Origin of the sequence: Lelliottia sp. F153 (genome assembly GCF_002870005.1) — a bacterium.
GTDB classification, from domain to species: domain Bacteria; phylum Pseudomonadota; class Gammaproteobacteria; order Enterobacterales; family Enterobacteriaceae; genus Enterobacter; species Enterobacter nimipressuralis.
The window spans coordinates 43,670-69,990 of sequence record NZ_PKFT01000005.1 but is presented as its reverse complement, the minus strand read 5'-3'; the positions used below and the strand labels follow the sequence as shown (position 1 = coordinate 69,990).

The following is a 26,321-nucleotide window of genomic DNA, read 5'->3' as shown; positions in this document are numbered from 1 at the left end:
GTTATCCTTCATCGTTCAACAGCAGATCGTTGAGTTCATCGAGGACACGCTGAGGCGTAATATCGATCAGACTCTGGTGATAGCCTTCTGCCGCATCGCCTTTGCGGACCTTGTGATAGCCGGTGATCAGGCGAATCACACGCGCTTTATGGGACAGAGGCGGCGTGAAATCCGGGCTGCTTGGGCCGTACAGCGCGACCAGCGGGCGGTTTAGCGCGGCGGCGACGTGCATCAGCCCCGAATCGTTGGTGACGACCGCTTTACAGGCCGCCAACAGGATAACCGCCTGCTCCAGCTGAGTTTCCCCTGCCAGATTGCGGCACCAGGCCTGCTGTTCGTTACTCAGGGTGGCGAGAATTTCGTTGCCCGCTTCGTGGTCTTTCGCCGAACCGAACAGCACGATCTGATAGCCTTCGTCGATCAGTTGTTTTGCCAGCTCGGCGTAGTGATAGTGCGGCCAGCGCTTTGCCGGGCCGAATTCTGCCCCAGGGCAGAAGCCGATCATCGGGCGTTCCGCCGAAAGGTCAAACGCATTACACGTTTGCGATTTTTCGCCGTCGTGCACCTGCAGCTGCGGCCACAGGAGCGGCTGCGGCAGATCCTTCGCTGTGCGCATCACGCCTTTGTCATACGCCAGCGCCACGTAACGCTCGACCATTAACGGCCAGGCCTCTTTATCCAGCACACGGGCATCGTTGAGCAGACCGTAGCGCATCTCGCCGCGCCAGCCGGTGCGGTGCGGGACGCCCGCAAAGAAAGGCACGAGGGCAGATTTGAAAGAGTTCGGCAGAACAAACGCGCGGTCGTAGCGTTTCTCGCGCAGGCTATGCCCGAGCTTGCGACGCTCGCCAATTTCCAGCGCCCCGTGGCCGAGCGGCATGGGGATCGCTTCGTTCACTTCCGGCATCCGCGACAATAACGGACGACACCACGCGGGTGCCATCACGTCGATTATCGCCTGGGGATAGCGCGCCTTGAGCGTGCGATAGAGACTTTGCGACATCATCATGTCGCCCACCCATGACGGGCCAATCACCAGTATTTTCATTCACTTCATCCTTCAAACGGTCTCAGCGTTGGCTGCCTGCATTCACCTCAGTCACACAGTTATCCTATGTTCCTGGGGATGCACTCAGATGCAGCCTTGTTACCGCTTAATGAGTTTGTGAATCGCGGTTTAACCAGGCCATATATTCCGTTACGCCTTCGGCAACGGTCTTGAACGGCTTATCGTAGCCCGCAGCACGCAGGTTGGTCAGATCGGCCTGAGTGAACGCCTGGTAACGGCCTTTCAGTTTTTCCGGGAACGGAATGTACTCGAGGCTGCCTTTTTTATGGTAGGCCAGCGCCGCGTCAGCTACCGCCTGGAAGGATTCCGCACGGCCGGTACCCAGGTTGAAGATGCCGGAGACGCCGTTTTCCCAGAACCACAGATTGACTGCCGCCACGTCGCCCACATAGACGAAATCGCGTTTGAAGCCGTCGCTGCCTTCGAACAGTTTCGGGCTTTCGCCGTTGTTCAGTTGCGTGTTCAGGTGGAACGCCACGCTCGCCATGCTGCCTTTATGGCCTTCACGCGGTCCGTAGACGTTGAAATAGCGAAAGCCCACGATCTGGGAGTTGGCTTCCGGCAGAACCTGACGCACGTATTCGTCGAACAGGAATTTGGAGTAGCCGTAGACGTTCAGCGGCTGTTCGTATTCGCGTGATTCAATAAAGTCGGAGGTACGGCCGCCGTAGGTCGCCGCAGAAGAGGCGTACAGGAACGGAATTTCACGCTCCAGGCAGTAGTGCAGAACCTCTTTGGAGTACTGATAGTTGTTATCCATCATGTACTTGCCGTCCCACTCGGTAGTGGAGGAGCAGGCACCTTCGTGGAAGATGGCTTCGATCTCGCCGAACTCTTCACCTGCCATAATCTGGATCAGGAAATCTTCTTTATCCATGTAGTCGGCGATGTTCAGATCGACCAGGTTCACGAACTTGGTGCCGTCTTTCAGGTTGTCCACGACCAGAATGTCGGTGATGCCTTTGTCATTGAGGGCCTTGATAATATTGCTGCCAATAAAGCCCGCGCCGCCGGTAACGATGATCATAACGGTAACCTTTGTAGTGTGGAGTTCGGGGCCAGTCCCGAACACTAATATTCATATCATATCATTAGTATGGCGCCCCTTCAGCCATTCACCGATATGCAGCAGGGGTACACGTGATTTATGCTGCAAAAACGATAACTGATGATGCGTCATCTCGTATCGACGTATAGGTTTGGGTAATATGTGCCGAAATTTGCCGAGTCTGGAGAATTGCAATGCGTGGTGATTTTTACAAACAGTTAAACAACGACCTGGAGACCGCCCGCGCGGAAGGGTTGTTCAAAGAAGAACGTATTATCACTTCTGCGCAGCAGGCGGATATCACCGTCGCTGACGGCAGCAAGGTGATCAACTTTTGCGCGAACAACTACTTAGGTCTTGCGAATCACCCTGAGCTGATTGCCGCTGCCAAAAACGGCATGGACACCCACGGTTTTGGTATGGCCTCTGTGCGCTTTATCTGTGGCACGCAGGACAGCCACAAACAGCTTGAGAGCAAGCTGGCGGCGTTCCTCGGGATGGAAGATGCAATTCTCTACTCTTCCTGCTTCGACGCCAACGGCGGTCTGTTTGAGACCCTGCTGGGTGCGGAAGACGCGATTATCTCTGATGCCCTGAACCATGCTTCGATTATCGACGGCGTGCGTCTGTGTAAAGCGAAGCGTTTCCGCTATGCCAACAACGATATGCAGGAGCTGGAAGCGCGTCTGAAAGAGGCGCGTGAAGCCGGTGCGCGTCACGTGCTGATCGCCACCGACGGCGTGTTCTCCATGGACGGCGTGATCGCCAACCTGAAAGGCGTGTGCGACCTGGCAGACAAATACGATGCGCTGGTGATGGTCGATGACTCTCACGCGGTCGGTTTTGTCGGTGAAAACGGTCGCGGTTCCCACGAATATTGTGACGTGATGGGTCGCGTGGACATCATCACCGGTACTCTGGGCAAAGCGCTCGGCGGCGCGTCCGGCGGCTATACCGCAGCGCGCAAGGAAGTGGTCGAATGGTTGCGCCAGCGCTCCCGTCCGTATCTGTTCTCTAACTCTCTGGCACCGGCGATTGTCTCTGCCTCTATTAAAGTGCTGGAGATGGTGGAGTCGGGCGCTGAGCTGCGCGATCGCCTGTGGTCTAACGCGCATCTGTTCCGCGAAAAAATGACCGCTGCAGGCTTTACGCTGGCAGGTGCCGATCACGCGATTATCCCGGTGATGTTAGGCGACGCGGTTGTGGCGCAAAACTTTGCCCGCGAGCTGCAAAAAGAGGGGATTTACGTCACTGGGTTCTTCTTCCCGGTGGTGCCAAAAGGTCAGGCGCGTATCCGCACCCAGATGTCTGCGGCGCACTCACCTGAGCAAATCGAGCGTGCGGTGGCAGCCTTTACCCGCATCGGCAAACAACTGGGCGTGATTGCCTGAGGACGTGTGATGAAAGCGTTATCCAAACTGAAAGCGGAAGAAGGGATTTGGATGACCGACGTGCCGGAGCCGGAAGTCGGTCATAACGATCTGCTGATCAAAATTCGTAAAACCGCCATTTGCGGTACCGACGTTCACATCTACAACTGGGATCAGTGGTCGCAAAAAACCATCCCGGTTCCGATGGTGGTTGGTCATGAGTACGTCGGCGAAGTGGTGGGTATCGGCCAGGAAGTGAAGGGGTTTAAAATCGGCGATCGCGTCTCCGGTGAAGGCCATATCACCTGTGGTCACTGCCGTAACTGTCGCGGTGGACGCACCCATCTGTGCCGCAACACCGTGGGCGTAGGTGTTAACCGTCCGGGCTGTTTCGCTGAATATCTGGTGATCCCGGCGTTTAATGCTTTCAAAATTCCGGACAACATCTCTGACGACCTGGCTTCGATCTTCGACCCGTTCGGCAACGCGGTTCACACAGCGCTGTCGTTTGATTTAGTGGGCGAGGATGTGCTGGTCTCAGGCGCAGGCCCGATCGGCATTATGGCCGCAGCGGTGGCGAAACATGTGGGTGCGCGTAACGTTGTGATCACCGATGTGAACGAATACCGCCTGTCTCTGGCGCGCAAAATGGGCGTGACTCGCGCAGTGGATGTCTCGAAAGAGAACCTGAGCGACGTAATGGCCAAGCTCGGCATGACCGAAGGCTTCGATGTGGGGCTGGAGATGTCCGGTGCACCGCCTGCGTTTCGCACTATGCTCGATACCATGAACCACGGTGGCCGTATCGCGATGCTGGGTATTCCGCCGTCAGATATGTCTATCGACTGGAACAAAGTCATCTTTAAAGGTCTGTTCATCAAAGGTATTTATGGCCGTGAGATGTTTGAAACCTGGTACAAAATGGCTGCGCTGATCCAGTCCGGTCTGGACCTGACGCCAATCATTACGCACCATTTCGGCATCGATGATTTCCAGAAAGGTTTCGACGCGATGCGCTCGGGCCAGTCCGGGAAAGTGATCCTGAGCTGGGATTAACAGGCTCAATGGCACCCGATAGTATGGGTGCCATTGCTATTTGTGATGGTTTGACTTTGTGGCTTTTACTTGTTAGTTTTTGGCGAATTTTTCTTCATTCCTTCTTCTCGACACAGTTACATACAGAAACTTATTCCTGTTTTTGCATGGAGTAAATTTTCGGTGTGCAGATCATTTGAATGATAATGTCATGAAGATTAGGGATCTTCGAATCAGGTTAATATGTCAATTTTGTTTTCACAGAAGTCGGTTGGAACCTGTTCAAAATTAACAAGTTATATCTTGTTGATTATTTCTATGCTAATAGTTGCAGGCGTTAATATTTTGACCGCAAAATATAATGCGGTGATTAACAGAACGTTAATTTTTTTATTAATCATGCTGACGTTAAAATGCATTAATAATAAAGTAATCAGGAATGTATTTGCAGCCATTTTGTTAATCCCCATTGCGGCAGATATCAGCCTCCAGTTATATGCGTGGAATAATTTCAATTCAGCATTTAGCTATGGCTTTGCCATGAGTGTGTTAAATACAACACCGGGAGAGGCAAGCTCAATGCTTGGGCTTTATTGGCGAGATTGTCTTATTCTTGTAGGGCTTAGTGCATTATTTATTTACACAATTAATACCGGTAAATATCCAATTAAATCGAAATTCCGTCGCTGGCCTGTTGTCATCCTTTGTCTCACATTGTTTGCTTTTTTCGCACAAGCCTATTTGCATCAGATCAGGAAAAGTAATGTTGAAAGCCTGACTCAACGTTTTGTGCAAGCCACTCCTGTCAGTACCGCAAAAGTGTTTATGCAAGCCGTAGATGATATTTCGGTAGTGGCTAATATTGGTGCAAATATACCTGATTATAAACTGACTTTATCTGAAACTGGTATTGATAACTATGTGCTAATTATTGGTGAATCTGAACGCACGGCCAATATGAGCATTTATGGATATAAAAGAGACACAACTCCTGAGCTCATAGAACAGCAACAAAAGAAACAGTTGCTACTTTTCAACAACGCCGTTTCCCCTGCGCCAGTCACTATCATGGCCGTTCCTTTAGCTATAACGGCGGATACGGTGAATGCCAGAGACCCACGTAAGTACGGTGATAATATTATAAATATCGCTAATAAATCCGGATACGAAACGTATTGGTTTAGCCGTCAGGGAAAAGGTGGCGCGCATAACAATGTTATAACTGGCATTGCCATGAACGCACATAAGTCGGAGTGGGTTGACGAGGGCTATGATGAGGCATTGCTCCCACTTCTCAATGACGCCTTAAAAAAACCGGGCAAGAAGGTTATCGTACTCCATTTGTATGGCAGTCATGAACCCGCCTGTCGACGCTTCCCCGAAAATAAGGCTCTGTTATCCGGTGGTAGTGTTGCAGATGATTGCTACGATAATTCCGTACGTTATACGGATACTTTAATGGGTAATATATTCCGTTCTCTGGAAAATACGCGTTCTTCGGTCATGTATTTTTCTGATCATGGCCTGGTGCGCGACGTTAATCGAGCAGTAGTCTATTCCCATGGTGGGGTTAATCCGCCCAAAGATGCTTTGCAAGTACCGATGTTCATTTGGTACAGCCATCCAGATGATGCAATGGATAAAATCATAGGTACTTATGATACTACGTGGTCTACAGACGATGTAAATACGCTTGCCGAACTATGGCTGGGAATACATCGACAAGGCGAGTCGATTAAAACAGTTGAGTCATGGTTATCCAGCTATGAAAAAGACGTGTCCATCATGGATACTACGGGAAAGACTTATGACTGGCGAAATGTCCGCTAACGTAGATGGGCCCGATTTATTATTAGTGGGATTTTCACCTTGCTATCTTTTTGAAAAATGGAACGATAATGGTCACTTATAAATGTGAAAAAATCCAGTCAGCTTTGATGCACCTATTGTTTGGGTTGTGTGCCATCGCTTTTGGCTGTGTGATTGTCTCGCCAAACTTTTCCGTTAAAGTACTTAGTGTTGCAGGCGTCACTGCATTGCTAGTTTTTATACTTGATCTTAAGAATTTTAGAAAGAATGATGTGTTTTGGATATGCCTTGTACTTTTTATTATTGGAGTATCTGACCTTATTTGGTTTAGGATGTTTAAAACAGATAATAGCACTGCAATAAATTCGTATCGTGCCTATCTTGAGGTCGGGAAAATATGTTTGTATGGGGCGTTTAGTATTTTTGTTTTGGTGAGCAAAAATCATCTTAAGTTAGGCAACAATAAAATTCATATTGTGTTGGCTATAGCGCTTCAGTTAATGATTATAATTTATGGTGGATATCAGCATCTCTATCTCGAAACAAAAAGGGTAACATTTTCACTGGCTCAAGGGGCTGACGCGACAGGGGCGGCTTACACGATTGCGTTCATTTCTTTCTATACAATTTTAGTCATTCAGCATACTTCAAGTAAATGGAAAGAACTCATTATTCTGGGTCATTTCTTCATTACATTTTTGATGCTGATTGCAACTGAAACACGAGCTGCAATTCTAACCTATCCGATAATATTTTTCGGTTTGCTGGTTGTTAAATGTTATAAGGAAAAACATATTCCATGGAAAGGGATAGTGGTTTTTATAATAACATTGCTGGCAGGTGCTTTTATGATGAAAGATAATCTTGTCCAGAGATATAACGACCTTAACCGCGACATTGTAGCATATGACAAAAATAATAGTGCTACTTCAGTGGGTGCGCGTTTTGCTATGTGGGAGACAGGACTTATAGCGGCAAAAGGAAATTATTTTTGGCAATCAACAGACGAACGTAATAAAAAGATAATAGCTGAAGTTGAGAAAGATAAAAGTTTACGAGGTGTTTATCCTCATATCGCCGGTCATTTACATAATGAAGTTGTTGAAACACTTTCCGTCAAAGGACCAACTGGTTTAATTCTCTATATTCTCTTTATTATTTCTGTTGCCTGGTATGCATTGCGAAAAGTAAATAGTATTATTCTTTGTGCTTTTCTTGTTTCTTTAATTATGTTTGGCGTTGGTGGGGTGATGTTCTACTCTAAAACAACTCCTGTTGCCTGGATGCTAACGCTCATTATGTCCATCGTTTTACTTGAGCAAAATAAGCACAGGGATGTCATTAAGTAATCATTTTGATTCTTCACCGGGAAATCGGTATTCTTCCCGGTGGAGAAATACTACCGAACAAACGGGCAAGCTATGGATAAACTGATTTCAGTCATTGTGACTACCTATAACAGAGAAGACTTACTAGAGCGTGCTATTCGTTCAGTTATCGCACAGACTTATTCTGCTATAGAGTTAGTGATAGTTGATGATTGCTCGAATGAAAAAACAACGCAACTCATTGAAAAGATACGCAATGAATGTGAAGCGCGTTTCGTTCGGTTCATTTACGAGCGTAACGAAAAAAACAGCGGTTCTAACTTCAGTCGTAATCGAGGTTACTCGCTTTCGCAGGGAGTATTTGTGACCGGATTGGATGATGACGATTATTTTCTACCTGAGCGTTTATCAAAGCTGGTCGCACGTTACGAAGAAAAATATGCGTTCATTACGGATACACCAGCGCGGCTGGATAAGAAACATAGACGTTATCCTGAAAATAATCATAAAAGACTCATTACGTTACAGGATGTTTTATGTGAAAACGTTGTTGGTAACCAAGTTCTCACAACCAGAGAAAAACTGCTTGGAGTCGGTGGTTTTTCACCTGAGATCAAGCAACAGCAAGATCGTGATGTCTGGATTAAGCTTATTATAAAATATGGTCCAGGCATTAAATATAATTTTAGCACGGCTATGGTTGATGCCGAACATGGCAGTGACAGAATTACTTCACAGATAAAGAAATATAATGCATATCGCAAACTGTATTTCAAATATCGTGAGTTTATGTCCGAAGAAACGCGCAGTAATAATCTTTTTCAGTTAATGTCGTTTAGAGGTTTTAAATCTAATAGAATGAATCAGTTATTATGCGGAAAAAAGAAAGATATGAAATTAAGAATGAAGTTATTGCGTCGCACTTTAAAAGAGATTTTTTAATTTGTTAACGGTGAAATGATGAATATTAATGTATTGAATAAAATCATAAAAAAATCACGTCGCTGGTATAAAAAGACTAATTATTCTTTTTTCAAAGATATAGCGACGCGTTATGAAAAAAAGAAAAAAGATAAAATATTCACAGTCATTGATGATCTTAACATACAGCCTGAAACAAATATTGAATCTCAGTCCAGTTCCAGCGAGTCTCGGATCATTTGGATTTGTTGGTTTCAAGGTTTAGATAATGCACCTGAGCTGGTGAAAAGATGTATTGAATCAGTGCAGTTACATTCACCAGACGCAAAAGTAGTGATTTTAACTGATGATAATATCCCTCTGTATTTGTCCTTGCCTGATTATATAAAGGAAAAATATGAGAGAGGTCTTATTAGCAAAGCTCAATATTCAGATATCGTTCGTTGTTCCCTGCTGTATCAATATGGTGGTATATGGATGGATGCCACCGTATTTATAACTAAACCTGTCCCAGGGTCGTTTTATGAAAATACCTTCTCATCGCTTCGCTTTGAAGCCAATGAAGATACATTAAGTCAAGGTTACTGGACCGCCTATTTTTTGTCTTCTCAGAAATCTAATCAAATTATAAAATTTGTTCGCGATGTGCTTTACCGTTACTGGCAACATCATGATACTTTGATCGAATATTTTTTGATAGATTATAGCTTCTTATATGCTCGTGAAAGATTTCCACAATTCCGACGAGTTATGGATGAACAACCTGTGACTGGAAATTCTCGCTTTCTGCTTCGACAATATATGAATCTTTCAGCAGATTCTGCATCGATCAAAGTACTCAGTAATGATCATATTGGGATTTATAAGCTCTCCCATAAAGAGAGATATATCACAACGCATGAGGGTCAGCCGACAATCTATAGCAATATCCTAAATGGTTCTTTTAAATTAAACTAATCAGCCACAAACTGTGGCTGATTTCTAATTACACCTTCTTACCCCAGCCCTGCCACTGGTGCTGGAAGTAAGTCACCAGCGAGCTTTGGCTGATGCTCTCACCAATCACTGTGAAGAATCGGGTCGCATAGACCGGCTCAGGCGGCTGTTTCGGTTTGCAAATCTGTACGCCACGGAATGGATTTTTAGGCTCCGTGCGTGGTTTGCTGCCTGGCGTGGAAGTGTCTGGCCGTGACGTATCCACCTGCGGTTCGTTCAGCAGACTGCTTGGGCGGACCAGCGTGATGTCTGAGGGCAGCGTCGGCAGCATTTGCTGCAAGACACGCACCGTGGACGGGTGCGGGTGGCCAATGGCGATCGCGGAGCCCGTGCGGCGAGCCAACTGGACGGCGCGATTAAACTGGAAGCGAATATCGGCTTCGTTCTGGGTGTCATCAAGGAACACTTTGCGCTTAATCACTTTCACGCCCGTGCCCTGCGCGGCGCGCATAGACTGGCTATTGCCGATGGTCATACTGTCGAGAAAATAGAGGTTGTAGCGCTCCAGCGCCTGCATCACTTTCTGCATCCCGAACAGGCTCGAGGTCATGGCGCTGCCCATGTGGTTATTCAGCCCGACCGCAAACGGCACTTTGCCGTAGGCGTCGCGAATGATGCGTTCGATCTCGTCGCTGCTCATCTCCGGACGCAGGGTGTCTTTTTCCAGCGGTTGTTTGCTCAGCGGCGCCATCGGCAGGTGGATGAGCACTTCATGCCCGCTGTTGTGGGCTTTGGTCGCCATTTCACGCGCGTGCGGTGCATTCGGTAAAACGGCGACGGAGATGGCCGACGGCATCGCCAGCACCTGATTCTCGTTGTGCGGACGATAGCCAAAGTCATCAATGACGATGGCTAATTTGCCTGCGTAAACCGGTGAAGCCAGCGCCAGTGCACTGACGACGGAGAGAACAATACGACGAAATTGAAGCAAAACTTATCTTCCCAACCACGGCTGTGGATTGACCGCCTGACCCTGGCGACGAATTTCGAAATAGAGTGACGGGCGGCCCTGACCGCCACTGCTGCCCACAAGGGCGATGGGTTGTCCTGCACGGACCTGAGTGCCGACGCTGACCAGCGCGCTTTGGTTGTAGCCGTAAAGACTCATGTCGCCTTTCCCGTGCTCAACCACCACCACCAGGCCGTAGCCTTGCAGCCAGTCGGCGAGGATCACGCGGCCATCGGCGATCGCTTTGACTTCGCTCCCTTCCGACGCGCCAATCACGATACCCTTCCAACGTAGCTCACCCTGCAGCTGTTCGCCATAGCGATGCAAAATAGAGCCGCGCACGGGCCAGTAGGCTTGTCCGCGTGGGGCGCCTAGTCCGCCGGTACGTGAGATAAGCGAGCGCTCGCTTTCCGTTGGCTTGTAGGTCGAGCCTTTGCGGGAGGCTTCCTGTTGACGGTCTTTCACGGCTTGCGCTTCGCGGGCCTCTTTCTCGGCGCGTGCTCGGGCAGCGGCTTCTGCGCGAGCAATACTGTTGCGCAGTTTTGATTCGTTGGCACGCATTTCACCCAGCTGCGCCTGGCCTTCCTGAATGGAAGATTCCAGCCCGGAGAGGGTTTTCTTACGTTCGTTCCGCGCCTGTTCCAGCTTCGCCTGCTGCGCCTGCTGATCGTAAAGCAGGGTCTGCTGCTGACTTTGCTTCTCTTCCAGCTCGGCTTTCTGCGAGGTGACCTCTTCACGCGTCTGTTTAAGCTGCGCGATGGTCTCCTGGCGTGCCTGGTTCAGATAGCCGAAATAGGCCTGCAGGCGCTGCCCGCGCTGGCTCTCTTCCCCGCTGAGAATCAGCTGAATGCCGGTGTGCTCGCCCTGACGAAACGCAGCGTCGAGCTGTGCTGCAAGGTTACGTTCCTGAGTGGCTCGCTGGAGTTCCAGTTTGGCAATCGACGCATTCATCTCATCGATTTGCTTGTTCAGCACGGAAAGGGTGTTCTGCGTTTCGCGCAGTTTGCGCGCGGCGGCGGAGATCGCTTCCTCCTGCTGCTTTAACTGTGCAAGCAGTGAGGCGCGTTGCTGTTGCTGCTGGCGTACCGCGCGCTCTTTGGCGGCGATATCGGCCTGAATAGATTTGAGCTGATCGCGATCGTCAGCGTGGGCGGATGCGGCGCACAGCAATACGCCAGCGCTGAGTGCGCTGGCGTAAAGCAGAGGCCTGACTGATAACCGTAACGGCTTCACGACCCATGTGATTGAAAAAATCGCCTTTCCCCTCATGGGGAGGGATTATTCCACGATGAACAGCGGCTTGCCAGTCATCTCTTGCGGGATTTCCATACCCATCAGCGTCAACATGGTTGGCGCGATGTCAGAAAGCTTGCCGCCCTCCACTGCTTTCAGAGATTTCTCACCCACGTAAATCAGCGGAACAGGCAGGTTGGTGTGTGCTGTGTGCGCCTGTCCGGTAGACGGATCGCGCATCTGTTCTGCGTTACCGTGGTCAGCTGTAATCAGCAGTTGGCCACCGACGGATTCGACCGCTTTGGTCACTTCGTCAACGCAATGGTCCAGCGCTTCAACCGCTTTCACCGCGGCTTCCATCACGCCCGTATGCCCAACCATATCGCCGTTCGGGTAGTTACAGATGATGGTGTCGTATTTACCGCTTTTGATTGCCGCAACCAGTTTCTCGGTCAGTTCAGCAGAGCTCATTTCTGGCTGCAGATCGTAGGTCGCCACTTTCGGAGAGTTGATCAGAATGCGGTCTTCGCCTTTGAACGGCTCTTCAACACCGCCGTTGAAGAAGAAGGTCACGTGCGCATATTTTTCGGTTTCAGAAATACGCAGCTGCGTTTTGTCGTTCTTCGCCATCCACTCGCCGAAGGTGTTTGCCAGTGATGCTGGTGGATACGCGCAAGGGACTTTAATGTCTGCGGCGTATTCGGTCAGCATGATGAAGTCGAGGTTCACGACTTTTTTACGGGCAAAACCGTCGAAATCCGCGTTCACGAAAGCGCGGGTGATTTCGCGCGCACGGTCAGCGCGGAAGTTCATGAAGATCAGCGCATCGCCGTCTTCCATTGCGGCATCGGCCTGGCCTTCAGCACGGATCACGGTCGCTTTCACGAATTCGTCGTTTTCATCGCGCGCGTAAGCGGCTTCCAGACCGGCAACAGCGGTATCAAACTGGAATTCGCCTGCTGCCTGGGTCATCAGGTCGTACGCTTTCTCAACGCGGTCCCAGCGGTTGTCGCGGTCCATGGCGAAGTAGCGGCCAATGATAGACGCCACGCGGCCTTTGCCCAGTTCAGCAAATTTCTCTTCAAAGGTTTGCAGGGAGGATTTCGCGCTGCGCGGTGGGGTGTCGCGGCCGTCGAGGAAAGCGTGCAGATAGATTTTCTCTGCGCCGCGTTCGGCAGCCATCTCAACCATCGCCAGGATGTGATCTTCGTGGCTGTGAACACCACCGGCAGAGAGCAGGCCCATGATGTGGACGGCTTTGCCCGCGTTGACTGCTTTATCAACGGCGGTGGTCAACACCGGGTTGGTGAAGAAAGTACGTTCTTTAATTTCAACGTCCAGGCGAGTCAGGTCCTGATAGACGATACGACCGGCGCCCAGGTTGACGTGTCCCACTTCGGAGTTGCCCATCTGACGGTCTGGCAGGCCAACTTCCAGGCCAGAAGCGTCAATCAGGGTATGCGGACGTTTTGCCCACAGCGCATCCATGACCGGGGTTTTAGCGTTGAAAATGGCGTTATCCTGGCTGTCCTCACGATAGCCATAACCATCCAGAATCACCAGTACCATAGGTTTTTTAGAAACCGACATTGCGACAACCTCATGCTCAAGAGACAAAAAATTTGCGTAATTTTACTACAGCTGAATCGATAAAATAGCCGCAGAAGATCAAAGAAAGGGAGGGGACAGGCGGCGGGTGTGCTCATTTTGACGCTTTTTTTTCGTGGCATGCCGCAGAAAATGGATTAGCTTATTCTCGCTGGCTGTATTTGCCACAACGCACAGGTATACTCCTGTCCTGGTTTTTTTAATCACTACGTCGGGAGTTGTTACCCCCCATGCAAGAAATTATGCAATTTGTTAGCCGCCACCCAGTACTCAGTATCGCGTGGATTGGTTTACTGGCCGCTGTGCTGTTCACCACGTTTAAAGGCCTTACGTCTAAAGTTAAGGTTATTACCCGTGGTGAAGCAACGCGCCTCATCAACAAAGAAGACGCGGTCGTTGTGGATCTGCGCCAGCGTGATGATTTCCGTAAAGGGCACATTGCAGGGTCTATTAACCTGCTGCCAACAGAAATCAAAGCCAACAATCTTGGCGAGCTGGAAAAGCATAAAGACAAACCGATTATCGTGGTTGACGGTACCGGCATGCAGGCTCAGGACCCAGCGAGCGCACTCACCAAAGCTGGCTTCGATAAAGTCTTCGTACTGAAAGACGGCGTCTCTGGCTGGAGCGGTGAGAATCTGCCTTTAGTTCGCGGTAAATAAGAGGAACGACGTGATGGCCAATATTGAAATCTACACCAAAGCGACCTGCCCGTTTTGCCATCGTGCAAAAGCGCTGCTAAACAGCAAAGGGGTAACTTTCCAGGAACTGCCCATTGATGGCGATGCGGCAAAACGTGAAGAGATGATCAAACGTAGTGGCCGCACGACGGTTCCGCAGATTTTTATTGATGCGCAGCACATTGGTGGCTGTGATGACTTGTATGCGCTGGATGCACGCGGCGGGCTCGATCCCCTGCTGTGATAGCGTTTTAGGACAATTAAAAAGGGTATTTCCATGTCAGAACAAAACAACAACGAAATGAGTTTCCAGATCCAGCGCATCTACACCAAAGATGTCTCTTTCGAAGCTCCAAATGCGCCACACGTTTTCCAGAAAGATTGGCAGCCAGAGGTTAAACTTGATCTTGATACTGCTTCTACCCAACTGGCAGAAGACGTGTATGAAGTTGTGCTGCGCGTGACCGTTACCGCTGCGCTGGGCGAAGAAACTGCATTCCTGTGTGAAGTACAGCAGGGTGGTATCTTCTCCGTTGGCGGTATCGAAGGTAATCAGCTGGCGCATTGCCTGGGTGCATACTGCCCGAACATCCTGTTCCCGTATGCTCGCGAATGCATCACCAGCCTGGTATCCCGCGGTACATTCCCGCAACTGAACCTTGCGCCAGTAAACTTTGATGCGCTGTTCATGAACTATCTGCAGCAGCAAGCTGGCGAAGGTACTGACCAACATCAGGATGCCTGATGAGTACAGTTAATGCGTCAATGACTGTGATCGGTGCCGGCTCTTACGGCACCGCTCTTGCCATCACTCTGGCAAGAAATGGTCACGAAGTGGTTCTCTGGGGCCACGATCCCAAACATATCGCGACGTTGCAACACGACCGCTGCAACGTGGCGTTTCTTCCTGACGTGCCTTTCCCTGATTCGCTGCATCTCGAAAGCGATCTTGCCACCGCGCTTGCCGCCAGCCGCAATATTCTCGTGGTTGTGCCGAGCCATGTCTTTGGCCAGGTGCTGCACCAGATCAAGGCGCTGATGCGCCCGGATGCGCGCATTGTGTGGGCGACGAAAGGGCTGGAAGCGGAAACCGGACGTCTCTTGCAGGATGTCGCCCGCGAAATTCTGGGTGATGACATTCCGCTCGCCGTGATCTCCGGGCCGACGTTTGCAAAAGAGCTGGCCGCAGGCCTGCCAACGGCCATCTCTCTGGCATCGACCGATCAGACCTTCTCCGACGATCTCCAGCATTTGCTGCACTGCGGTAAGAGCTTCCGCGTCTACAGCAATCCCGATTTTATCGGTGTTCAGCTGGGCGGCGCGGTGAAAAACGTCATCGCGATTGGTGCCGGGATGTCCGACGGTATCGGCTTTGGCGCCAACGCGCGTACAGCGCTGATCACCCGTGGGCTGACTGAAATGTCTCGTCTCGGGACTGCGCTGGGCGCCGATCCTGCCACCTTTATGGGGATGGCTGGTTTAGGCGATCTGGTGCTGACCTGCACTGATAACCAGTCTCGCAACCGCCGTTTCGGCATGATGCTTGGACAGGGCATGGACGTGATCGGCGCGCAGGAAAAGATTGGTCAGGTGGTTGAAGGCTATCGCAATACCAAAGAAGTTCGGGAATTGGCGCACCGTTTTGGTGTCGAAATGCCAATAACCGAGGAAATTTATCAGGTATTGTATTGCGGAAAAAATGCGCGCGAGGCAGCATTAACGCTGTTAGGTCGCTCACGCAAGGACGAGCGCAGTAGTAATTAATCGCAGGGAACCTTAGTCACCTGAATGACCCGGCTGGCGCAGAACTGGCCGGTCATTATGATACCGCCTGGAGTATGCAATGCCGTGTGAAGAACTGGATATCGTCTGGAACAATATTAAAGCCGAAGCCCGGGCTTTGGCCGACTGCGAGCCAATGCTGGCCAGTTTCTACCACGCGACGCTACTCAAGCATGAAAACCTCGGCAGCGCCCTGAGCTATATGCTCGCCAATAAACTGGCGTCCTCCATTATGCCCGCGATCGCTATTCGCGAAGTGGTGGAAGAGGCGTATGCTGCTGACCCTGAAATGATCGCCTCCGCCGCCTGTGATATTCAGGCCGTGCGCACGCGTGACCCTGCCGTCGATAAATATTCAACGCCGCTGCTGTACCTGAAAGGCTTCCACGCCTTGCAGGCCTACCGTATCGGCCACTGGCTGTGGAATGAGGGCCGCCGCGCGCTGGCGATCTTCTTGCAGAACCAGGTTTCCGTCACTTTCCAGGTCGATATCCACCCGGCGGCGAAAATTGGTCGCGGGATCATGCTCGACCACGCCACGGGGATTGTCGTCGGGGAAACGGCGGTGATCGAAGATGACGTGTCGATTCTGCAGTCCGTCACCCTCGGGGGTACCGGTAAAACCAGTGGCGATCGCCATCCGAAGATCCGTGAAGGGGTGATGATTGGCGCGGGCGCGAAAATTCTCGGCAATATCGAAGTGGGGCGCGGCGCGAAAATCGGCGCCGGTTCCGTGGTGCTGCAACCTGTTCCACCGCATACCACCGCCGCTGGCGTGCCAGCGCGTATCGTTGGCAAGCCAGAGAGCGATAAACCCGCGATGGATATGGATCAGCACTTCAACGGTATCCACCATACCTTTGAGTATGGCGACGGGATTTAAAACTTCGTGCGGGTAAGCGAACCGCTACCCGACAACATCAGCTTCGTAATACCGCGCCAGCATACCCCAGCTGGCGCCAGGCTTCGTATACCACTACCGACACCGCGTTCGACAGGTTCATGCTCCGGCTGTCCGGCATCATCGGAATACGGATTTTTTGCTCAGCAGGCAGGGCGTCAAGAATAGTGGCAGGCAGCCCGCGCGTCTCCGGACCGAACATCAGATAATCGCCTTCCTGATAGCTCACCGCACTGTGTGCAGGCGTGCCTTTCGTTGTCAGGGCAAACATACGTTGCGGCTTTTCCGCCTCCACAAACGCGGCGTAATCGTGATGGCGGACCACGGCGGTAAATTCGTGATAATCCAGCCCGGCACGGCGCAGGCGTTTGTCATCCCACGCAAAACCCATTGGCTCGATAATATGCAAACGAAAACCGGTGTTGGCGCACAGGCGGATGATATTCCCGGTATTCGGTGGAATTTCTGGTTCGAATAAAACGATGTTAAGCATGCTGCCCCCTTAAAATGCGGGGGCAGGATACCACTTTCCCTACGCCGCGTCCCCTCGCGCCAATGGTGCCAGCGCCGCCGGTAATTTACTCAGCTCCTGCACCAGCGAATCCTTGCTGATCTCACCGATGGTTTTAGCCCCGGTCAGCGTCATCGCCACTTTCATCTCTTTTTCGATCAGGTTCAGCAGATTCGCCACGCCCGCCTGGCCATGCGTCGCCAGCGCATACAGATACGCCCGGCCCAGCAGCACGCTGTCAGCGCCGAGGGCAATCATGCGCACCACGTCCAGCCCGTTGCGGATGCCACTGTCGGCCAGAATCGCAATATCGCCTTTCACTGCGTCGGCGATGGCCGGCAGCGCGCGCGCGGAGGAGAGCACGCCGTCAAGCTGACGCCCGCCGTGGTTCGACACCACAATGCCATCTGCGCCAAAACGCACCGCATCGCGTGCATCTTCCGGATCGAGAATGCCTTTGATGACCATCGGGCCGTCCCAGAACTCGCGGATCCATTCCAGATCTTTCCACGAGATCGACGGATCAAAATTATTCGCCAGCCAGCCGATATAATCCTCCAGCCCGGTCGGTTTGCCGAGATACGCCGAAATATTACCCAGATCGTGTGGACGACCGTTGACGCCCACATCCCACGCCCACTGCGGATGCGTGACCGCCTGCCAGTAGCGACGCATGGCCGCGTTCGCGCCGCTCATACCCGAGTGGGCATCGCGATAGCGGGCGCCCGGCGTCGGCATATCGACGGTAAACACCAGCGTTGAACAGCCTGCCGCTTTGGCACGCTCCAGGGCGTTACGCATAAAGCCGCGGTCGCGCAGGACATACAGCTGGAACCACATCGGGCGCTTAATGGTCGGTGCCACCTCTTCAATCGGACACACGGAGACTGTCGAGAGCGTAAACGGGATACCTTTGGCATCAGCCGCCGCCGCCGCTTGCACCTCGCCGCGACGAGCATACATGCCGCACAGGCCAACGGGTGCAAGAGCCACAGGCATCGACAGCGTCTCGTTGAACAGCTTCGTTTCCAGACTCAGATCGGACATGTTTTTCAGCACACGCTGGCGCAGCGCCACTTCGGACAGATCCTCCACGTTGCGGCGCAGGGTGTATTCGGAATACGCCCCGCCGTCGATGTAGTGGAACAGGAATGGGGGCAGGATGCGCTGCGCCGCTGCGCGATAGTCACTGGCTGCGGAAATAATCATGCTTTGTTCTCCCTGGAAATATCATGATCGCCGGGCAGGCGGGTAATGCGCGCCTGTCGGGCCTGATCTTCATCGAATCGTTTGATGGTGGTATGGACGAAACCGAGATGGGCCATCATCGCTTTACGCGCGGCGTCGGCGTCGCCTTTCAGAATGGCGTCGAGCACGGCCTGATGCTGCTCCGTGAGCTGGGCAAAGACCGGCGGAACGAGATACATGCGCTGGCGGCTCTGCTTAACAGAGGATTGCAGCAGATCGAAAAAACCGCGCATGGTTTGCAGCAGCACCACGTTGTGTGAGGCCTCGGCAATGGCGAGATGAAAACGTACGTCCGCCTGCGAGGCGATATCCGGGTTATCGCTCTGCGTCGCCTCAAAGCAGGCTTTGAGCTTCTCTTTGTCGGCGTCCGTCGCGCGCATCGCCGCGTGCCAGGCGGTGCTGGCTTCAATGGCATGGCGGGCTTCGAGGATATCGAAACTGTAATCCGGATCGTTCTCCATCAGCGTTTTAAGAGGCTGAACGATGTTTTGCTCGGACCAGTCGTCATGCTGCCAGCGGACAAAGGTCCCGCCGCCGCGACGGCTGAGCAGCACGCCCTCGCTGACCAGCGTCGCCAGCGCTTCGCGCAGTGAATTACGCGACACGCCAAGCAGCGCCGCCAGCTGGCGTTCCGCGGGTAACTTCATGCCCGCTTCCAGCTGTTGTTCTTCAATCAGCGCCCGCACGCGAGAGGCAATCTCGTCGGACAGGCGTCTGGGCATCACTATCATGGAATCATCCAGGTTAAGACGTAGGCCTGAAGCGTGGTAATCACGCCCACCATGCAGGTGAAAATCAGGCTGTGTTTGACGGTAAATCGGAACAGGTCCGACTCTTTACCCACCAGTCCCACCGCTGCACAGGCAATGGCGATGGACTGTGGGGAGATCATTTTGCCGGTCACGCCGCCGGTGGTATTCGCCGCGACGAGCAGCACGTCCGAAACACCAATCTGCTGCGCGGCGGTCGCCTGAAGCGCGGCAAAGAGGGCGTTGGATGACGTATCGGAACCGGTCAGGAACACGCCCAGCCAGCCGAGGAACGGCGAGAAGAAGGTGAAGGCGTGCCCCGTATGGGCCAGGGCTAATGCCAGCGTCGATGACAAACCGGAGTAGTTCGAGATAAACGCGAACGCCAGCACCATACCGATAGAGTAAATCGGCAGCGCCAGCTCTTTCAGCGTGCTGGCAAAGGTCTGAATAGCCGCCGCCGGTTTCATCCGCAGCCACACCACAGAAAGAATCGCCGCAAACAGGATCGCCGTGCCGGTTGCAGAGAACCAGTCGAACTTATAGACCGCAGCATACGGCGTCGCTTCGTGAACGACCGGCGGCATGCGGGCAACCATTTTGTCGAGGAACGGCACGGAGATGTTAATCACCATGTCGTACAGCGCACCGCCAGGGGCGAACAGCGCTTTGAACGGTGGGACGCTCCAGAGGGTGACCGTCGCGGTCAGAAACAGGAACGGCGACCAGGCACGCACAATCTGGCCGACGCTGTAATGGGTGCGTGCCAGAGTCTGATCGACCTGCGCCGCGCCCATATCGCCAAAGCGGAAGATGCGCACCGGCTGCCAGCGCTTCAGGAACAGGGTGAGGCAGACCAGCGATACCAGCGACGAGATGATGTCCGGCAGTTCCGGGCCGATAAAGTTCGAGCTGAGATACTGGGCGATAGCAAACGAACCACCTGCAACCACCACCGCAGGCCAGGTCTCTTTCACGCCGCGCCAGCCGTCCATAATTGCCATGATCCAGAACAGCACGATAATGGTCAGGAACGGCAGCTGACGCCCCACCATCTGGCCGATTTCGAAGCTGTCTAAACCGGTGACCTGCCCAGCGACCAGAATGGGAATCCCCATCGCGCCGAAGGCTACCGGCGCGGTATTGACGATCAGACACAGGCCCGCAGCATACAGCGGGTTAAAGCCGAGACCCACCAGCAGCGCAGCGGTGATCGCCACCGGTGCACCAAAGCCCGCCGCCCCTTCGAGGAACGCGCCGAAGCAGAAACCGACAATCAGCATTTGCAGGCGCTGATCCGGGGTAATGGAGAGAATCGACGAGCGAATGATGTCGAATTGCCCGGTCTTCACCGAGATTTTATAAACAAACACCGCCGCGATGATGATCCAGGCGATTGGCCACAATCCGTAGAAGAAACCATACACCACCGACGCAAGGGCGTGATCGACCGGCATTTTGTAGAAGAACAGCGCCACCACCAGCGCAATCGCGACGGTGTAGGTTGCGGCGAGATAGCCCTTCAGCTTGAGCTTAATCAGCGCGAAGAAGAAGAACAGAATCGGTAGCGATGCGATCAGGCTCGACAGCCAGATGTTACCGGCCGGATCGTAGTTTTGTTGCCAGAGGCTCATTGCAGGTCTCCTGAGGACCACACATTCCGCTTCGCGGTGAGTCTGCGCTCATCTCAGCGTCACAGTCTGTGTAAAAGTGGTCCTGCCAATAGTGTGATGTAGGGGTAATGACAACAAATGGTTAATCAAATGTTATGGATGGGCAATGATTTTGTGAGCAGAAATAATGGAAGTGTGAACCAGGGAAGTATTGGTCAGGGGATTGGTTGGGCCAATTTTAAGGGGAGGGGGCAGGCCGGGTAAGCATGGCGCCACCCGGCAGCTAAATCAGAACGCCGTCTTCGAAAAGCCGGTCATCTCTTTCAGACCCATTTCACGGCCCAGTTCGGTCATCGGGTGCACAACCACCAGGCCGCGCACGCTTTTTTTCAGCTTGCCCATGTCGGCCTGTTCTTTTTTGGTGATCGCACGGCGATGCGGCATGTCCATCAGCTTCTGCGCTTCTTTGCTCAGCTTGTGGCCTTTCACGGCACGCAGACGATCGATTTCTGCTTCCAGCGTCGCTTTCTCTTTTTCCAGCTCAGCGTATTTCTCAGCGGACTCAACCAGCGACATATCAGCCTGCTGGTGGCGGATCAGATCCAGGCGATCGCTCAGGCGTTTAATTTCGTTCTTTTCGACTTCTTTCATCACATATAGCTCTAAAAACGGGGGAATTAAGGGAAGGATACACCAATGTGCGCAGGGTTACTTCTGAAACGCTTTTTTTAAGCTGATTCGTGAAATCAGCTCAGTCAGGGAAAGGACCATCGTAGAACGCACAACCTGTTGATAACGAAGCTTTTGCATCGCATACAGTTCAGGATCGCTGTTATCGAAATGCGGTGCCGGCGGCAGGGCGGTGACGCAGTGTAATTCGCCAAACGGCCCGAGAATTTCATCGTCGGTAAAAGCGTACTCATTACCGTCGTGATTTAGCTCTTCGCGCAAGGCCATCAGCAGTTCCGCGTCTTCATACTCGGGCCTGCTGAGGACGCCAAGGCCATAAATGAGCTTCAGGCGCACCGACAGATCGCCCAGCGGTCCGTCGCCGTCCAGTAACGGTTCTACAGCATATTTTACCGCGTAGTCGTCTTTGCGGAACACCTGAAGTACCAGAATATTCACCGCCTCGGTGAGTAACTCGACGGCGGCAATCAGGAAACTTCGTACGGTTTTGCCAGCATTCAGACGCTCAAGCACACGGTTTTCAAAGGCCTGGGTTTGTTCCATTATTGCCTGCATATCTGACAATCTGTCGTTCGGGCGCAGGAGAACCTGCGCCTGATCCTGAATCATTTGGTTGCGTTATATGCGTTAACCGCCTCCACAACCGCGCTACTATTGGCCTCAAGCCCTGAAATCTCGGCAAGTGCCGCCTGCGGGCCTTTGGTATCGATCAATTGAGCCAGCTCCTGCGCCTGTGGGTCCTGCTCGCTGCGATAGTGCATGGCCCCCGCAATCCCTTTTACCAGGTTGGCGTGCGGCAGGTCGTACTCCAGCGTGCCCAGCAGCGGTTTGATCAGGCGATCGCCGGCGCTCAGTTTACGCAGCGGCTGACGACCGACGCGCTCAACGTCATCTTTCAGATACGGGTTTTCAAAACGACCGAGGATTTTCTGAATGTATGCCGCATGTTTCTCGGCATCAAAACCGTAGCGTTTGATCAGGACCGCGCCGCTCTCTTCCATCGCACCTTTTACCACCGCACGGATTTTCTCATCGAGAATCGCATCACGAATGGTCTGATGACCGGCCAATTTTCCGAGGTACGCGGTTATAGCATGCCCGGTGTTCAGCGTGAAGAGTTTGCGTTCGACAAATGCCATCAGGTTATCGGTTAATTCCATACCCGGGATCGTCGGCAGCGGGCCTTTGAACTGAGTTTTATCAACAATCCACTCGCTGAAGGTTTCAACGGTCACTTCCAGCGGATCGTGAGTGGCGGATTCAGACGGCGGGACGATACGGTCCACGGCGGAATCGACAAAGCCAACGTGCTCTTCGACCCAGGCTTTATCTTCGTCGGCGACGGCGGCCAGAACGTGGCCTTTCAGCTGCGTGGTACCGCGCACCATGTTTTCACAGGCGATGATATTCAGTGGCGTGGTGATGCCCTGGGCTTTACGTTTTGCCAGACCTTTCGCGACGGCAGGGGCGATACGCTCAAGTACAACCGGACCGACGGCGGTGGTCACCAGATCAACGCTGGCGATCAGGTCAATAACGTCGTCGCCAATGCTGCTGACGGCATTCACACCCGAGACGGTTTCAACCAGCTCGTTTTCGCCCACGACGTGAACCTGGTAGCTATGACGGGCATTCAGGGCGTCGAGCACCACTTGATTCACATCGGCGAATGTCAGCGTAATGCCCGCGTCTGCCAGCAGTTTGCCGATAAAACCACGACCGATATTACCTGCGCCAAAATGTAATGCTTTCATAGTATTAACCTTCATCAATGTTTTTACCCGAGAGGGCTGGGGTGAGGCATTTCCCTCACCCTAACCCTCTCCCGTTTGGGAGAGGGGATAGGACGCTGTTACTTGTTCAGCAGCGCCAGCACTTCTTCAACGCTGGTGGTCTGTGCCAGGCGCTCGATGACGGATTCATCATCCAGAGCGTTGGTCAGGCTGGTAATCACCTGGATGTGCTCGTTGTTGCGAGCGGCGATACCAATCACCAGACGGGCGATGTCGTCTTCTTCTTCACCGAAGCGCACGCCTGCCGGGTACTGACAGAACACCACGCCGGTTTTCAGAACGCGATCTTTCGCTTCAACCGTACCGTGTGGCACCGCGATGGATTCACCCAGATACGTTGGCGTCAGTTTCTCACGCGCCAGCATCGCATCAACATATTCTGGCTCGACGTAACCGCCTTTCACCAGCTGCTCACCCGCAAAGCGAATCGCTTCTTCTTTGTGGCTCGCGGTGCGGCCGAGGAAGATGTTTTCAGCGCCCAGACGGAACAGGTGGCTGTCGTTTGGATCAAAGCTGTCTTTCAGGCTATCACGGACTTTCACTTCGTTGTCGGTGTGACGCTGTGCCGCCACCAGACGCTCGGTCAGGCTAGAGTACAGGCCGCTGTCGAGGAAGTTCGTGAGTGAAATGTGTTGTGCCTGTGGAACCTGACGCATCGCACGTTCTGTCAGATCGCGGTGCGTGATGACCAGGTCGACATCCGGTGGCAGGCTGTTGATTGCGCTGTTGGTCACGGAGATGTTGGTCAGGCCCGCATCCTGGACTTTTTTACGCAGCACGCCAGCACCCATGGCGCTTGAACCCATCCCGGCATCACAGGCTACGATGATTTTACGCACGTGGCTCAGGTCGTTAGAGACATCACCCGCAGTCAGCGGCGTTGCAGCGCCTTTAGATTCGGCTTTCATATCCTGCATACGACGGGTCGCAGCGTCGATATCGTCTTCTTCTTTCACCTTGCTGGTTTTCAGCAGGATAGCGGAAACCACGAAGGAGACTGCCATTGCCGCGCAGATTGCCGCGATGTTAGCGAAGTAGGCACCTTTAGGCGTCATCGCCAGAACCGCCAGGATAGAACCTGGAGATGCAGGAGAAACCAGACCGCCGCCCAGCACGCTCAGAGTGAACACGCCAGTCATACCGCCGAGGATAACGGCCAGGATCAGACGTGGGTTCATCAGCACGTATGGGAAGTAAATTTCGTGGATACCGCCCAGGAAGTGGATGATAGCCGCGCCGCCAGCAGACTGTTTAGCGCTACCGCGACCGAAGAACATGTACGCCAGCAGAACACCCATACCCGGACCTGGGTTAGCTTCAATCAGGAAGAAGATGGATTTGCCCAGTTCATGGGACTGCTGAATACCCAGCGGTGAGAAGATACCGTGGTTAATCGCGTTGTTCAGGAACAGGATTTTCGCTGGTTCTACAAAGATAGAGGCCAGCGGCAGCATGTCATGAACGACCATGAAGTTAACGCCCGCAGCCAGCACTTTCGACAGCACTTCAACCGCAGGACCGATACCCAGGAACGCCAGAATCGCCAGGATCATACCGATGATGCCAGCGGAGAAGTTGTTCACCAGCATTTCGAAGCCGGATTTGATCTTACCATCAACCCAGACGTCAAATTTCTTAATTGCCCAGCCGCCTAAAGGACCTGCAATCATCGCACCGAGGAACATCGGCATATCCGCACCGACGATAACGCCCATGGTGGTGATAGCACCGACCACACCGCCGCGATCGCCGCCAACCAGGCGACCACCGGTATAACCGATGAGCAGTGGCAGCAGATAGGTAATCATAGGGCCAACGAGTTTCGCCAGCGTTTCGTTCGGCAACCACCCTGTCGGAATAAATAACGCAGTGATGATACCCCACGCGATAAACGCGCCGATATTTGGCATCACCATGTTGCTCAGGAAACGACCAAAGCTTTGCACTTTGATCTTGATATCGGATGACATAAAACACCCCTTCTTCTGTTTACGCTTAGGCTTGCGGCCCGAGGTTTATCGTTAATGTGCGGCGGCAGAGGTAGCCGAGCCCTGTTCTGATGCTGTGAAATCTGGCACTGAATCGTTCAACTGTCCAGACAGCGAAATTTTGTGTGATCTCAATCACGTAAATGTAGGGGGTGGGGCTAAAATTGAAGTGATCTTCGTCACAAATGTGGTGTGTAAAAAAAATACACAGGGGAAAAATCCGCCAGGATTGACGCTTTTATGTGATCATAATCACATTTTATGTTGGCGGGTTTGTTGGATGTTTGTGATCATCTTCACAATAAATTTGAAGGCAGAATTCTCCAGGTGTGATCGCCGCCCACTTCTGTTTTGTCAATTCAGCCAGGCTGTAATCCAGTCACTGATTTTCCTCAACATGCTTTCATCCCTTCGTGTTATGGAGAAAAAGCGTAATGAGGATTAATCTGCTAATGTAAGATTAAGTAGATTATTAGTCAGGATATATTTTGTCACGCTATTAAACTTGCGCGGAGATATTTTAATAATAATACTCCACGGCTCTAATTTATATGTGCAAAGAAATTGCACAGTAAGAAATTAATTTGGTTGCTTACCATTTAATATTTTTAAAGAGTTGAAGCTATTTTAGTGAGGCAAATATGTTCCTTAACTATTTCGCGCTGGGCGTATTGATTTTCGTTTTTCTGGTCATTTTTTATGGGATCATTGCGATTCATGATATCCCCTATTTGATGGCGAAAAAGCGTAATCATCCCCATGCCGATGCGATCCATACAGCGGGCTGGGTCAGCCTGTTTACGCTGCATATCATCTGGCCATTTCTGTGGATTTGGGCCACGCTGTACCAGCCCGAGCGCGGATGGGGGATGCAAAATCACATTGCGCAGCCCCCGCAGCAACCCGATATTGATGCCCTCACCAGACGCGTTACCGAGCTGGAACACCGGCTAGCCGCGGAGCCAACGCCCGCAGAAAAAAATACGCCGGAGAGCTAATC

General features: G+C 52.3%; 25 protein-coding genes. 12 read left to right on the top strand and 13 right to left on the bottom strand.

What is annotated here, in order from left to right:
- Position 1 precedes the first annotated feature (1 nt).
- Positions 2-1,048 (bottom strand): ADP-heptose--LPS heptosyltransferase RfaF, encoded by a 1,047-nt coding sequence (gene rfaF / locus F153LOC_RS13695; RefSeq protein ID WP_102105063.1) that lies wholly within the window; start codon positions 1,046-1,048, stop codon positions 2-4.
- Positions 1,049-1,154: 106 nt separating this feature from the next.
- Positions 1,155-2,096 carry an ADP-glyceromanno-heptose 6-epimerase gene (rfaD, locus tag F153LOC_RS13690; RefSeq protein WP_102105062.1) on the bottom strand — a complete coding sequence of 314 codons (942 nt, stop codon included), beginning with the start codon at positions 2,094-2,096 and terminating at the stop codon, positions 1,155-1,157.
- A gap of 215 nt (positions 2,097-2,311) precedes the next feature.
- On the opposite strand from rfaD, the gene kbl reads away from it, so the two are divergent.
- From kbl to F153LOC_RS13660, 6 genes are all read left to right on the top strand, one after another.
- Entirely contained in the window at positions 2,312-3,508 is a 1,197-nt protein-coding gene (kbl, locus tag F153LOC_RS13685; protein ID WP_102105061.1) for a glycine C-acetyltransferase, read from the top strand.
- A gap of 9 nt (positions 3,509-3,517) precedes the next feature.
- A complete protein-coding gene (tdh, locus tag F153LOC_RS13680; protein WP_102105060.1) occupies positions 3,518-4,543 on the top strand; it encodes an L-threonine 3-dehydrogenase in 1,026 nt (341 codons plus the stop codon).
- Positions 4,544-4,765: 222 nt separating this feature from the next.
- The gene (locus tag F153LOC_RS13675) at positions 4,766-6,352 is read left to right on the top strand and encodes a phosphoethanolamine transferase (RefSeq protein ID WP_102105059.1); all 1,587 of its coding nucleotides are present in this window, start codon (positions 4,766-4,768) and stop codon (positions 6,350-6,352) included.
- 68 nt (positions 6,353-6,420) lie between these two features.
- A complete protein-coding gene (locus tag F153LOC_RS13670; protein ID WP_102105058.1) occupies positions 6,421-7,680 on the top strand; it encodes an O-antigen ligase in 1,260 nt (419 codons plus the stop codon).
- Positions 7,681-7,752: 72 nt separating this feature from the next.
- Positions 7,753-8,601, top strand: a complete 849-nt coding sequence (locus tag F153LOC_RS13665) for a glycosyltransferase (RefSeq protein WP_102105057.1) — start codon at positions 7,753-7,755, stop codon at positions 8,599-8,601.
- Between the two features lie 18 nt (positions 8,602-8,619).
- Entirely contained in the window at positions 8,620-9,537 is a 918-nt protein-coding gene (locus tag F153LOC_RS13660) for a capsular polysaccharide synthesis protein (protein ID WP_102105056.1), read from the top strand.
- Positions 9,538-9,565: 28 nt separating this feature from the next.
- Here the strand turns inward: F153LOC_RS13660 and F153LOC_RS13655 are convergent, their stop codons facing one another.
- Genes F153LOC_RS13655 through gpmM form a run of 3 tightly spaced genes read right to left on the bottom strand, consistent with a single transcriptional unit; the run spans position 9,566 to position 13,348 of the window.
- Positions 9,566-10,507, bottom strand: coding sequence for a divergent polysaccharide deacetylase family protein (locus tag F153LOC_RS13655; protein ID WP_102105055.1), 942 nt, complete (start codon positions 10,505-10,507; stop codon positions 9,566-9,568).
- A 3-nt stretch (positions 10,508-10,510) separates the two neighbouring features.
- Complete coding sequence (gene envC / locus F153LOC_RS13650; protein WP_231275396.1) at positions 10,511-11,770, bottom strand: murein hydrolase activator EnvC; 1,260 nt, start codon at positions 11,768-11,770, stop codon at positions 10,511-10,513.
- Between the two features lie 33 nt (positions 11,771-11,803).
- Positions 11,804-13,348 (bottom strand): 2,3-bisphosphoglycerate-independent phosphoglycerate mutase, encoded by a 1,545-nt coding sequence (gpmM, locus tag F153LOC_RS13645; protein WP_102105054.1) that lies wholly within the window; start codon positions 13,346-13,348, stop codon positions 11,804-11,806.
- Between the two features lie 248 nt (positions 13,349-13,596).
- Here gpmM and F153LOC_RS13640 point away from each other — a divergent pair, with 248 nt between their 5' ends.
- The 5 genes from F153LOC_RS13640 (at position 13,597) to cysE (ending at position 16,711) form a co-directional block, all read left to right on the top strand.
- Positions 13,597-14,028 (top strand): rhodanese-like domain-containing protein, encoded by a 432-nt coding sequence (locus F153LOC_RS13640; RefSeq protein WP_095280187.1) that lies wholly within the window; start codon positions 13,597-13,599, stop codon positions 14,026-14,028.
- Between the two features lie 13 nt (positions 14,029-14,041).
- On the top strand, positions 14,042-14,290 hold the full coding sequence (grxC, locus tag F153LOC_RS13635; RefSeq protein WP_100778179.1) for a glutaredoxin 3: 249 nt from the start codon (positions 14,042-14,044) through the stop codon (positions 14,288-14,290).
- Positions 14,291-14,323: 33 nt separating this feature from the next.
- The gene (gene secB, locus F153LOC_RS13630; protein ID WP_100778178.1) at positions 14,324-14,791 is read left to right on the top strand and encodes a protein-export chaperone SecB; all 468 of its coding nucleotides are present in this window, start codon (positions 14,324-14,326) and stop codon (positions 14,789-14,791) included.
- Positions 14,791-15,810 (top strand): NAD(P)H-dependent glycerol-3-phosphate dehydrogenase, encoded by a 1,020-nt coding sequence (gene gpsA, locus F153LOC_RS13625; RefSeq protein ID WP_100778177.1) that lies wholly within the window; start codon positions 14,791-14,793, stop codon positions 15,808-15,810. Before secB ends, gpsA begins: the two co-directional genes overlap by 1 nt.
- A gap of 79 nt (positions 15,811-15,889) precedes the next feature.
- Positions 15,890-16,711, top strand: a complete 822-nt coding sequence (gene cysE, locus F153LOC_RS13620; protein WP_059180464.1) for a serine O-acetyltransferase — start codon at positions 15,890-15,892, stop codon at positions 16,709-16,711.
- Between the two features lie 37 nt (positions 16,712-16,748).
- On the opposite strand, the gene trmL is transcribed toward cysE, so the two are convergent.
- The 8 genes from trmL to F153LOC_RS13580 all read right to left on the bottom strand — a co-directional run bounded on the left by trmL (position 16,749) and on the right by F153LOC_RS13580 (position 25,303).
- Entirely contained in the window at positions 16,749-17,222 is a 474-nt protein-coding gene (trmL, locus tag F153LOC_RS13615) for a tRNA (uridine(34)/cytosine(34)/5-carboxymethylaminomethyluridine(34)-2'-O)-methyltransferase TrmL (RefSeq protein ID WP_100778176.1), read from the bottom strand.
- A gap of 39 nt (positions 17,223-17,261) precedes the next feature.
- Positions 17,262-18,449, bottom strand: a complete 1,188-nt coding sequence (gene lldD / locus F153LOC_RS13610; RefSeq protein ID WP_100778175.1) for an FMN-dependent L-lactate dehydrogenase LldD — start codon at positions 18,447-18,449, stop codon at positions 17,262-17,264.
- A complete protein-coding gene (gene lldR, locus F153LOC_RS13605) occupies positions 18,446-19,219 on the bottom strand; it encodes a transcriptional regulator LldR (protein WP_100778174.1) in 774 nt (257 codons plus the stop codon). Before lldR ends, lldD begins: the two co-directional genes overlap by 4 nt.
- Positions 19,216-20,871, bottom strand: coding sequence for an L-lactate permease (lldP, locus tag F153LOC_RS13600; RefSeq protein WP_102105053.1), 1,656 nt, complete (start codon positions 20,869-20,871; stop codon positions 19,216-19,218). Before lldP ends, lldR begins: the two co-directional genes overlap by 4 nt.
- Before the next feature lie 267 nt (positions 20,872-21,138).
- Entirely contained in the window at positions 21,139-21,501 is a 363-nt protein-coding gene (locus F153LOC_RS13595; protein WP_100778172.1) for a YibL family ribosome-associated protein, read from the bottom strand.
- Between the two features lie 57 nt (positions 21,502-21,558).
- The gene (gene mtlR / locus F153LOC_RS13590) at positions 21,559-22,149 is read right to left on the bottom strand and encodes a mannitol operon repressor MtlR (RefSeq protein WP_102105052.1); all 591 of its coding nucleotides are present in this window, start codon (positions 22,147-22,149) and stop codon (positions 21,559-21,561) included.
- The gene (gene mtlD / locus F153LOC_RS13585) at positions 22,146-23,309 is read right to left on the bottom strand and encodes a mannitol-1-phosphate 5-dehydrogenase (RefSeq protein ID WP_102105051.1); all 1,164 of its coding nucleotides are present in this window, start codon (positions 23,307-23,309) and stop codon (positions 22,146-22,148) included. The genes mtlR and mtlD overlap by 4 nt, the downstream gene beginning before the upstream one ends.
- Before the next feature lie 83 nt (positions 23,310-23,392).
- On the bottom strand, positions 23,393-25,303 hold the full coding sequence (locus tag F153LOC_RS13580; protein ID WP_102105050.1) for a PTS mannitol transporter subunit IICBA: 1,911 nt from the start codon (positions 25,301-25,303) through the stop codon (positions 23,393-23,395).
- Between the two features lie 659 nt (positions 25,304-25,962).
- Here F153LOC_RS13580 and F153LOC_RS13570 point away from each other — a divergent pair.
- Positions 25,963-26,319: a DUF3302 domain-containing protein gene (locus F153LOC_RS13570; protein ID WP_102105048.1), complete on the top strand. Its 357-nt coding sequence runs from the start codon at positions 25,963-25,965 to the stop codon at positions 26,317-26,319.
- Positions 26,320-26,321: the final 2 nt, after the last annotated feature.

Bases quoted from the DNA above. Each gene is read 5' to 3' on its own strand.
- cysE (WP_059180464.1), top strand. From the start codon at position 15,890: ATGCCGTGTGAAGAACTGGATATCGTCTGGAACAATATTAAAGCCGAA.
- F153LOC_RS13665 (WP_102105057.1), top strand. From the start codon at position 7,753: ATGGATAAACTGATTTCAGTCATTGTGACTACCTATAACAGAGAAGAC.
- tdh (WP_102105060.1), top strand. From the start codon at position 3,518: ATGAAAGCGTTATCCAAACTGAAAGCGGAAGAAGGGATTTGGATGACC.
- F153LOC_RS13595 (WP_100778172.1), bottom strand. From the start codon at position 21,501: ATGAAAGAAGTCGAAAAGAACGAAATTAAACGCCTGAGCGATCGCCTG.
- kbl (WP_102105061.1), top strand. From the start codon at position 2,312: ATGCGTGGTGATTTTTACAAACAGTTAAACAACGACCTGGAGACCGCC.
- grxC (WP_100778179.1), top strand. From the start codon at position 14,042: ATGGCCAATATTGAAATCTACACCAAAGCGACCTGCCCGTTTTGCCAT.
- trmL (WP_100778176.1), bottom strand. From the start codon at position 17,222: ATGCTTAACATCGTTTTATTCGAACCAGAAATTCCACCGAATACCGGG.
- rfaD (WP_102105062.1), bottom strand. From the start codon at position 2,096: ATGATCATCGTTACCGGCGGCGCGGGCTTTATTGGCAGCAATATTATC.
- F153LOC_RS13660 (WP_102105056.1), top strand. From the start codon at position 8,620: ATGAATATTAATGTATTGAATAAAATCATAAAAAAATCACGTCGCTGG.
- lldP (WP_102105053.1), bottom strand. From the start codon at position 20,871: ATGAGCCTCTGGCAACAAAACTACGATCCGGCCGGTAACATCTGGCTG.
- lldD (WP_100778175.1), bottom strand. From the start codon at position 18,449: ATGATTATTTCCGCAGCCAGTGACTATCGCGCAGCGGCGCAGCGCATC.
- lldR (WP_100778174.1), bottom strand. From the start codon at position 19,219: ATGATAGTGATGCCCAGACGCCTGTCCGACGAGATTGCCTCTCGCGTG.
- rfaF (WP_102105063.1), bottom strand. From the start codon at position 1,048: ATGAAAATACTGGTGATTGGCCCGTCATGGGTGGGCGACATGATGATG.
- gpmM (WP_102105054.1), bottom strand. From the start codon at position 13,348: ATGTCGGTTTCTAAAAAACCTATGGTACTGGTGATTCTGGATGGTTAT.
- mtlR (WP_102105052.1), bottom strand. From the start codon at position 22,149: ATGATTCAGGATCAGGCGCAGGTTCTCCTGCGCCCGAACGACAGATTG.
- F153LOC_RS13675 (WP_102105059.1), top strand. From the start codon at position 4,766: ATGTCAATTTTGTTTTCACAGAAGTCGGTTGGAACCTGTTCAAAATTA.
- gpsA (WP_100778177.1), top strand. From the start codon at position 14,791: ATGAGTACAGTTAATGCGTCAATGACTGTGATCGGTGCCGGCTCTTAC.
- F153LOC_RS13670 (WP_102105058.1), top strand. From the start codon at position 6,421: ATGGTCACTTATAAATGTGAAAAAATCCAGTCAGCTTTGATGCACCTA.
- F153LOC_RS13570 (WP_102105048.1), top strand. From the start codon at position 25,963: ATGTTCCTTAACTATTTCGCGCTGGGCGTATTGATTTTCGTTTTTCTG.
- F153LOC_RS13580 (WP_102105050.1), bottom strand. From the start codon at position 25,303: ATGTCATCCGATATCAAGATCAAAGTGCAAAGCTTTGGTCGTTTCCTG.
- secB (WP_100778178.1), top strand. From the start codon at position 14,324: ATGTCAGAACAAAACAACAACGAAATGAGTTTCCAGATCCAGCGCATC.
- mtlD (WP_102105051.1), bottom strand. From the start codon at position 23,309: ATGAAGGTTAATACTATGAAAGCATTACATTTTGGCGCAGGTAATATC.
- F153LOC_RS13640 (WP_095280187.1), top strand. From the start codon at position 13,597: ATGCAAGAAATTATGCAATTTGTTAGCCGCCACCCAGTACTCAGTATC.